General features: G+C 41.2%; 5 protein-coding genes. 3 read left to right on the top strand and 2 right to left on the bottom strand.

Translation table 11 applies throughout. From position 1 onward, the window contains the following. Positions 1–124: 124 nt before the first annotated feature. On the bottom strand, positions 125–1,873 hold the full coding sequence (locus RG959_RS23655; RefSeq protein ID WP_342799250.1) for a SulP family inorganic anion transporter: 1,749 nt from the start codon (positions 1,871–1,873) through the stop codon (positions 125–127). Between the two features lie 669 nt (positions 1,874–2,542). Continuing rightward, positions 2,543–3,349 carry an AraC family transcriptional regulator gene (locus tag RG959_RS23660; RefSeq protein ID WP_342799251.1) on the bottom strand — a complete coding sequence of 269 codons (807 nt, stop codon included), beginning with the start codon at positions 3,347–3,349 and terminating at the stop codon, positions 2,543–2,545. A gap of 128 nt (positions 3,350–3,477) precedes the next feature. Between RG959_RS23660 and RG959_RS23665 the strand changes: the two genes are divergently transcribed. From RG959_RS23665 to RG959_RS23675, 3 genes are read left to right on the top strand one after another with little or no spacing between them, the layout of a single operon-like run. Next, the gene (locus RG959_RS23665) at positions 3,478–4,248 is read left to right on the top strand and encodes a sugar phosphate isomerase/epimerase family protein (RefSeq protein WP_342799252.1); all 771 of its coding nucleotides are present in this window, start codon (positions 3,478–3,480) and stop codon (positions 4,246–4,248) included. 14 nt (positions 4,249–4,262) lie between these two features. Further along, a complete protein-coding gene (locus RG959_RS23670) occupies positions 4,263–5,351 on the top strand; it encodes a Gfo/Idh/MocA family protein (RefSeq protein WP_342799253.1) in 1,089 nt (362 codons plus the stop codon). Positions 5,352–5,370: 19 nt separating this feature from the next. Next, entirely contained in the window at positions 5,371–6,414 is a 1,044-nt protein-coding gene (locus tag RG959_RS23675) for a Gfo/Idh/MocA family protein (RefSeq protein WP_342799254.1), read from the top strand. The last annotated feature ends 269 nt before the right edge of the window (positions 6,415–6,683 follow it).

Genomic DNA, 6,683 nt, shown 5'->3' on the forward strand with positions numbered 1-6,683 from the left:
TAAGTCCAATAGAATACCGGACTCAGGTCTTGGAAGCTGCCTAAACTTTTTTGTCTAACTTTATTGGGTCAGATCAATTCTGGCCAGCTTTTTCAATTGCAGTCAAAGAAAGTGTGGAAAATTTTTAAGTAACAGCTAACCCTTTACGCGCTTGCTTTGCTTGCCCGGCTGGCTGTTTGGAAAGCTTGGCACATTCTTTAAACGCACGCTGTCTGCAGCCGAGGCACGTTTCGGCATTTAAACGAGCTAACGCATAGTTTAACGCTTTTCCCGTACGGTCAAAGAAATATTCTTCACCGAGATGCTGATAAAAACTTGTGCTTGAAAGCAATTCTTTCGGCTGTCGTTTCAATCCTGACAGCAGTAATTGTCCGCCCTGATCTTTCAACTGATTGGCAATGGAAACAAGAAGTGCTTCACCTGAGGTGTCAATAAAAGAAACGTTGCTCATGCGCAGCAGCAGCACTTTTGGTTTTGACTCTAAAATGTGGTCAACGGCTTCTTCAAACTTTTCAGTTGATCCAAAAAACAACGGTCCTTCAATGGTATACATGCTGATTTGAGGACAGTTTTTACCTTGAGCAACCATTTCTGGCTTTACCAATTTGTCTTCTGGATCCGGAAGTACTTTAGAAACCTTTAAGCCACGGCTCATTTTGATCACAAACATAAGCAGGGCTAACAGCAATCCGGCTCCTACTCCAGTCGTTAAATCGGTGAAAACTGTTAACAAAAATGTAACAATTAGGACAGCTGAATCCGCACTTTTTGTTTGTACAATGTGACGGAATTCTTTTCGTTCACTCATATTCCAAGCCACGAACATTAAAATCGGCGCCATACTCGCCATTGGAATATGCGAAGCATAAGGAGCTAACAGAAGCACGACGAGCAGCACGACAAGGCCATGCACAATGCCTGATAAAGGAGAAGCTGCCCCGTTTTTAATATTGGTAGCTGTTCTGGCAATGGCACCTGTAGCGGGAATGCCGCCAAACAAAGGAGTCACCATATTGGCAATTCCTTGTCCAACGAGTTCCTTATTGCTGTGGTGTTTTTCTTTACTCATATTATCAGCTACAACGGCTGATAAAAGAGACTCGATTCCTCCTAAGGCGGCAATCACAAATGCAGCAGGCAAAAGCATAATCACTGTTTCCCATGTGATCGCTGGAAATTGAAAAGCCGGCAGTCCGCTTGGAATCGCTCCAAATGCCGTGCCGATGGTCTCTACTTGACCGCGAAAAAAGAAAAAGGCGATAACGCTTGAAATCAGCAAACCAGCCAGAGGTCCAGGTATTTTAGGAACATATTTTGTCATTAAAATGATTGTTCCGAGGCAGATAAAGGAAATCAGCACACTGATTGGATTAACTGATCCAATGTGCAGCATAATCTCTATCATGTTTAAGTGAAATTCTTCATGTTTCTTAATGTCTCGCAAACCAAGAAAGTTAGCGATTTGCCCGGAAAAAATAATGACGGCAATGCCGGCTGTAAATCCTATTGTAACAGGGCGCGGAATGAACTTAATAAACCGTCCTGCTTTCAAAAGACCGGCAAGGAGAAGCAGGATTCCGGCCATGAATCCGGCAATCAGAAGATTTTCATATCCATACTGGGAAACAACCGCAAAAAGAATAGGAACAAAAGCTCCTGTAGGACCCGCAATCTGGAATTTGGAGCCTCCTAAAAGCGAAACCAAAATGCCGGCAATAATGGTCGTGTATAATCCATACTCCGGTCTTACACCAGAAGCAATCGCAAAAGCCATTCCTAATGGAATTGCGACAACCCCTACGACTAACCCAGCAAGCAGATCTCTTTGAAACCGGCTGATACTGTATCCTTCAAATCTTCTTAAAGCGATCATGCATTCATTCCTTTCTTTTATAAAATTTAGATATTAAACGTAACTATGTAATATTGTAGTTATTTATTGTAAATAAAATGTTACTATACCATTACTATCCATAGGAAAATCGTTCCTTTTTTCGTAATAATCAGAAAATATAATAAAAGACCAAAATTGGGGAAAGAGAAGGGTTTTAGTTCATAAAAAATTAAATTTAATGTATAAAATTTAATATTTAATTGAAATAAAAGGATTGATTACTCTAAAATGATAAAAATTACCTTATTGTAAAATAGCCCTATTTAAAAAATTGTAAAAATAAATAAAAGAAATTAAAAGTTAAGAAGGGGAAATGGGAGTACCGCCAAGATTGGGTAAGTGGGCGGTAGTTCAATTAAAGACAATTATTCAGTTTATCGCTTAATTAAAGTAGAAAAAGCAGCCGATCGGCCGCTTCAAAATTCTATTATTTGTATCCTTAGTCTATTCAAACACTTTAGTCATAATCGTATTGCCCTGGCCGTTCCCTGAACAGAGAATTGCGATACCAATCCGCCGCCCTGTTTCAATTTATACGTCAGATCCAAATGATTTGCGAAACTTCCTTCATATGAACCTCTCCATTTAAACCAAAGATTTGGTGGAGAAGTTCATATGATTTTGTTTCTATCATCACTTCTGTCCTTTTCAAGAGTAATCTGTCTGATTATCGTTAATGACCACGTTTGATCTTAACCTTCTGTATGCTCCGGGTGCGGTTCCGTACTTTTTCTTAAATACTTTGCAAAAGTAGGAATAAGAACCAAATCCACATTCGATCGCAATATGTTCAAGTGTCATATTCGTGTATATCATCCGGTCAATGGCAGAGGACAAACGAATCTCTTGAGCATATTCAACCATCGTTTTTCCAACACAGCTTTTAAAGAGATGGACAGATCGTGATAGGCTGAGTCCTGCATGCTGCGCTACATCGTCTGCTTTGAATGTTGTCAGTGCATGCTCCTCAATATACCGCATCATACGTGTCACTGAATAGGGACGAGAAAAAGCAGGATTCGTTTCAGTGGAGGCCCGTTCGAGGGATAGACAAAGCGCTCGCAGCAAATAGCTGGTGATCATTTTGTTGTCACTGGATGAGGGCCTGCGTTCCTCAATGATGATATTCTGCCACAAGGAAATGAGGGTTTCATTAATCCCAATGTGTGAAATTGTCCGTTTTGCTGATCGGGACCACCATTCATCAAGCCAAGCGTCGTTGCAAATGAGGTAATAATCACCGCTGCCAACCTTTTCTTTAACAAAAAGTTCGTAGTGATCTTCTGGGTGAACCATTAAAAGATCGCCTTTTTTGATCAAAAGTTTCTCCCCATTGATTTTTGCTTCACATGACCCTTCCGTTTGCAAACGAAACAAATAACTTGCAGATCCAGGTTTGTGCTGGGAATAAAACCCCTGTGTGTGATAAGAGTAACCGCATACATGTATATCCATATCATTCACTCGCTTTTTTACATAATAGCAAAATTGTACATGTTTTAATTATATCATTTATGTTCATTTTTAATTGTCCGTTATATGCTGTAGTCAGATTAATCATATAACAAAAAAGGAGAAATAAAATGAAAGCGATTCCGGTAGCAGTTCAAATGTTTACTTTGCGTGATGAAAGCGAGAAGGATTTTGCCAGCACATTAAAAAAGGTAGCAGAGCTTGGCTACGATGGTGTTGAATTTGCAGGATATGGAGGGCTGTCCGCTGCTGAAGTCCGGACATTGCTGGATGAGCTAGGGCTAAAAGCCGCGTCAAGCCATGTGCCGCTGGACGAATTGAAAACAAATTTGGCACAAGTTATTGAAGATCAAAAAACATTGGGCAGTAAATTTGTGGTTTGTCCATATTTACTTCCAGAGCAGCGAAGTGAAGAAGATTATAGAGCGCTTATTGCCTTGCTGAATGAAGCTGGGGAAACATGCCGCCAGGAAGGTATTACGCTTTGCTATCACAATCACGATTTTGAACTGGACCGCTTATCAGATGGCCAGACGGCACTTGAAGCCATTTTTGATGATACGGACTCAAAAAATGTAAAAGCAGAATTCGATGTGTATTGGCTGACTAAAGCTGGGGAACAGCCGATTGACTGGCTTCGTCGTTATAACGGAAGAACACCTCTCGTTCATTTAAAAGATATGACAACAGATGAGGAGCAGTTTTTTGCAGAGCTGGGCACAGGCGGTGTGGATCTTGATGAGGTCCTGGCAGCAGGTGAAGAGTCCAATGTAGAGTGGTGGATAGTAGAACAAGATATGACTCGTAAGTCTCCGTTTGAAAGTATTGAAATCAGCATTAACTATTTAAAAACGAAACTGCCGCATCTTACAGGCAACTAAAAAGGGGGATAAAGATGGCAGTAAATGTTGGTGTCATCGGCTGTGGAAATATTAGTGGCATTTATTTGGAAAATAGCCGCCGCTTTCCGCAGTTTAATATTAGTGCTTGTGCGGATTTAGACAAGGCAAAAGCCGAAGAAGCAGCTCGTAAATATGGTGTTGAATCTGTATACAGTGTCGAGGAAATGATCGCTTCACCGGATATTGATATTATTTTGAACTTAACGGTTCCGCACGCTCACGCAACAGTAGCACTCCAAGCTATTGAACAAAAGAAGCATGTATACTCAGAAAAGCCGCTTGCTGTTTCATTGGAAGATGGAAAGAGGATTATGGACGCTGCACGTTTAAACAATGTCACAGTCGGTTCCGCACCGGACACTTTTTTAGGCGGCAGCATTCAGCTTGCCGGCCAATTAATGAAAGATGGAGTTATTGGAAAACCGGTTGGTGCAACCGCATTCATGATGTCACGGGGGCCTGAATCATGGCATCCGAATCCCGAATTTTTTTATCATGCAGGCGGCGGGCCGATGTTTGATATGGGTCCGTATTATCTTACGGCACTTGTCAGCTTGATGGGTCCGGTAAACCGCATTACTGGATCCGCTCGAATTACATTCCCAGAGCGTACCATTACAAGTGAAGCAAAATACGGAGAAAAAATTACCGTTCAAGTTCCAACTCATGTTACCGGCATTCTAGATTTTATAAATGAGGCCACGGCAACAATTACAACAAGCTTTGATGTATCTGCAGCACGCGCGCCATTCATTGAAATTTACGGTGAAGAGGGCACGATTAGCCTCCCGGATCCTAATCATTTCAACCAGCCTGTTTTAGTGAAAAGACACGATGAAAAAGAATGGAAAGAAATAAAGCCAGAAGGAGATGCTCTCGATAACCTGCGTGGAATCGGACTTGCAGATATGGCGGAAGCGATTGAAACAGACAGACAACCACGCGCAAATGGAGAGATGGCACTGCACGTTCTTGAAATTATGCATGGCATTCATCTGTCATCCGAACAGGGAAGGCATTACATAATGGAAAGCAGTTGCAATTGCCCGCCGTTAATAAAACAACCAAATGCAGCAGTATAAGACTGGGGAGGAAAAGAGAATGAATAAATTAAGGGTAGCGGTTATCGGATGTGGGAGTATTGCAAAATATCGTCATCTTCCTGAATATAAAGCGAACAATCAGGTAGAGATTGCAGCGGTATGCGACATTGTGGCAGAACGTGCAGAAGAAATGGCAGCAACGTATGGTGCAAAAGCCTACACCGATTATAAAGAGGTAATAGCTCTTCATGATATTGATGCCGTCAGTGTATGTTTGCCTAACTATTTGCATGCGCCTGTATCTATTGATGCGTTAAATGCAGGCAAGCATGTTTTATGTGAAAAGCCGATGGCTACTTCAAAAGAGGAAGCAGAAGCCATGATTGAAGCGGCAAAAGTAAGCAATAAAAAGCTGATGATTGCCCACAACCAGCGTTTCGTGTCTTCACATCAGACGGCAAAAGAGATCATCGACAGCGGCAAGCTTGGGAAGGTTTACAGCTTTAAAACAACATTTGGCCATCCAGGTCCTGAAGCGTGGAGTATAGATGGAGCTGGAAGCTGGTTTTTTAATAAAGAGCAGGCGTTTATCGGCGCAATGGGCGATCTTGGCGTACACAAATCAGATTTAATGCGTTATTTGCTTGGCGAGTTTTCAGAAGTAGGTGCGTTCATTGAAACAAATGCAAAACAAAATACGGAAGTGGATGACAATGCGGTTTGTATTTTAAGAACAGAGAGCGGCATTATTGGCACGCTTGCTGCAAGCTGGGCCTACGTTTCGGGCGGCGACAATTCTACAATTATTTATGGAGAAAAGGGTGTGCTCCGTCTAGAAGCAGATCCGGAATATTCCCTTATTGAAGAATACCGCAACGGTAATGTAGTGAATCATAAATTGGATAAAATCCAAACCAATGAAGAAGGCGGGCAGACAAACTCGCATGTAATTGATCATTTTATTGAAAGCATTCAGGAAAACAAAGAACCGCTTATCAACGGCGAAGAAGGCTTGAAATCTCTGCAAATTATTTTAGCGGCACTTGAATCACAGGAAACAAAGCAAATTGTTTCACTAAGACAGGAAGTGCCACTCGGATGAAATTAGGTGTTTTACTATTTGGTTTTTAGTAACCAAATGAAGTAAACCAGTATGAAGAAGCTGTTCTATCGAAACATAAAATTGCGAAGACAGAGGAACGAAAGAAATCCTCTGTTTCTTTTGATTTGTTATTGGTTGTATAAATTGTAGAAGGTCTTTTAACATTTCCATAACATGAAAAATTTCTTCTCAAGGGACCGTCAATAATTTTGTGTAAATGGCGAATCCCTTTTCTTGCAAACTGTCATTTAATCAGTCGTTTTAAACAT

Origin of the sequence: Domibacillus sp. 8LH, assembly GCF_038806185.1 — a bacterium.
Taxonomy (GTDB): domain Bacteria; phylum Bacillota; class Bacilli; order Bacillales; family Domibacillaceae; genus Domibacillus; species Domibacillus indicus_A.